The following is a 1495-nucleotide window of genomic DNA, read 5'->3' as shown; positions in this document are numbered from 1 at the left end:
CGCCGCTGCCGGAAGCCGCCCGGAGCCGGCTGGCCCAGCTCCTGGCCGACCGGGCGGCGGGTTCCGGCGGCAGGCGGGGCGCGGCCCCGGACCTGACGGAGCTGATCCCGCAGTGGCTGGCCACCGCCAACCTGCACGGGTACCGGGCGCCGGACTCCGCCCTGCCCGCGCTGCTGGACGCGGCCAGGGCCCGCACCGATCTGCGCCCGCAGACCCTGGAGTTCGCCGGGCCGCGCGGCCTGTGGCTGGCCGGGCTGAATCCGGAGTGGAAGTTCGCGCTGCGCGGCGCGTCCGGCAGCGCGCTGCTGCCCCCGCCGGACGACGCGGAGGCGGTGCGGCGGCTGTGGGAGGAGGGCCTGTTCGCGGAGCGCATCGCGTTGCTCGGGGCCGTACGGGCGCATGACGCGGAGGCGGCCCGCGCGCTGCTGGCCACCACGTGGAAGACCGAACGCGCCGAGGACCGGCTGATGTTCGTGGACTCGCTGCGTACCGGGCTGTCCGCCGCGGACGAGGAGTTCCTGGAGCAGGCGCTCGCCGACCGCAGCCGCAATGTCCGGGCGACGGCCGCCGAGTTGCTCTCCGCGCTGCCCGGTTCGGCGCTGGCCCGGCGAATGGCGGACCGGGCGCTGTCCTGCGTGAGCCCGGGCCTGACCGGCGATGAGCCGTTCGTCGCGGTGGAGGCGCCGCACGAGTGCGACGAGGCGATGCAGCGTGACGGGGTGGTGCCGCTCCCGCCGTCCGGCCGGGGTGAACGGTCCTGGTGGCTGGGTCAGTTGGTGGAGGCGACCCCGCTCTCGGTCTGGCCGGCGCGGTTCGGCGGGCGTGGCCCGGAGGAGATCGTGGAACTGCCCGTGGCGGACGGCTGGGGCGAGGAGCTGCACGCGGCCTGGTGCCGGGCCGCCGTCCGGCAGCGCGATGCCGCGTGGGCGCGGGCGTTGCTGGGTCCGCCTTCGACGCCCCCGTCCAACGGCCCCGGTACGGCGTCGCTCGCCGAGCGGGCGAAGCTCCTGGCGGTGCTGCCTCCGGCGGACCGGGCCGTCTGGGTGGGTGATTTCGTCGCCGCGCACGGGTTGTCGGAGGCCTTCCAGCTGCTGGGGGTCTGCCCGGTCCCGTGGGCGCCGCCGCTCGGCCGGGCCGTGGTCGACGCGCTCGACATCGCGAGGGACGCGGGCAGTTATCCGTGGAGCTTCAGCGGCGTCATGGGCCTGGCCGAGCGCTGCCTCGATCCGGCGGAGGCGGCCCGCCTGGAGGTCCTGACCACCACCCCCGCCGAACCGGCGGACGCCTCCCCCGGCGCGAACGGCTACTGGACGGAGGCGTTCCAACGCCTGGTCTCCACGCTGCGCCTGCGCGCCACGATGGACAGCGAGCTGTCCGGGTCCCCGGTGCGCTGATTCCGCGCCCCGGTCCCGCCCGCCCGGCACGGACCGCCGCCATCCCGGCGGCGCCGCCCGCACCGGCTCCGCCCGGGCGCGGACCGGCACGGGCTGCCCAG

At 77.1% G+C, this 1495-nt stretch carries 1 protein-coding gene; it reads left to right on the top strand.

Features of this window, described 5'->3' with window-relative positions:
• The coding region (locus G3I41_RS32175; protein ID WP_164404064.1) for a DUF5691 domain-containing protein at positions 1 to 1394 on the top strand (1394 nt) is incomplete at its 5' end.
• Positions 1395 to 1495: the final 101 nt, after the last annotated feature.

Origin of the sequence: Streptomyces sp. SID9727 (assembly GCF_010550605.1) — a bacterium.
Taxonomy (GTDB): domain Bacteria; phylum Actinomycetota; class Actinomycetes; order Streptomycetales; family Streptomycetaceae; genus Streptomyces.
Note: the sequence above shows the minus strand (reverse complement) of the source record. Positions and strands in the feature narration are given on the sequence as shown.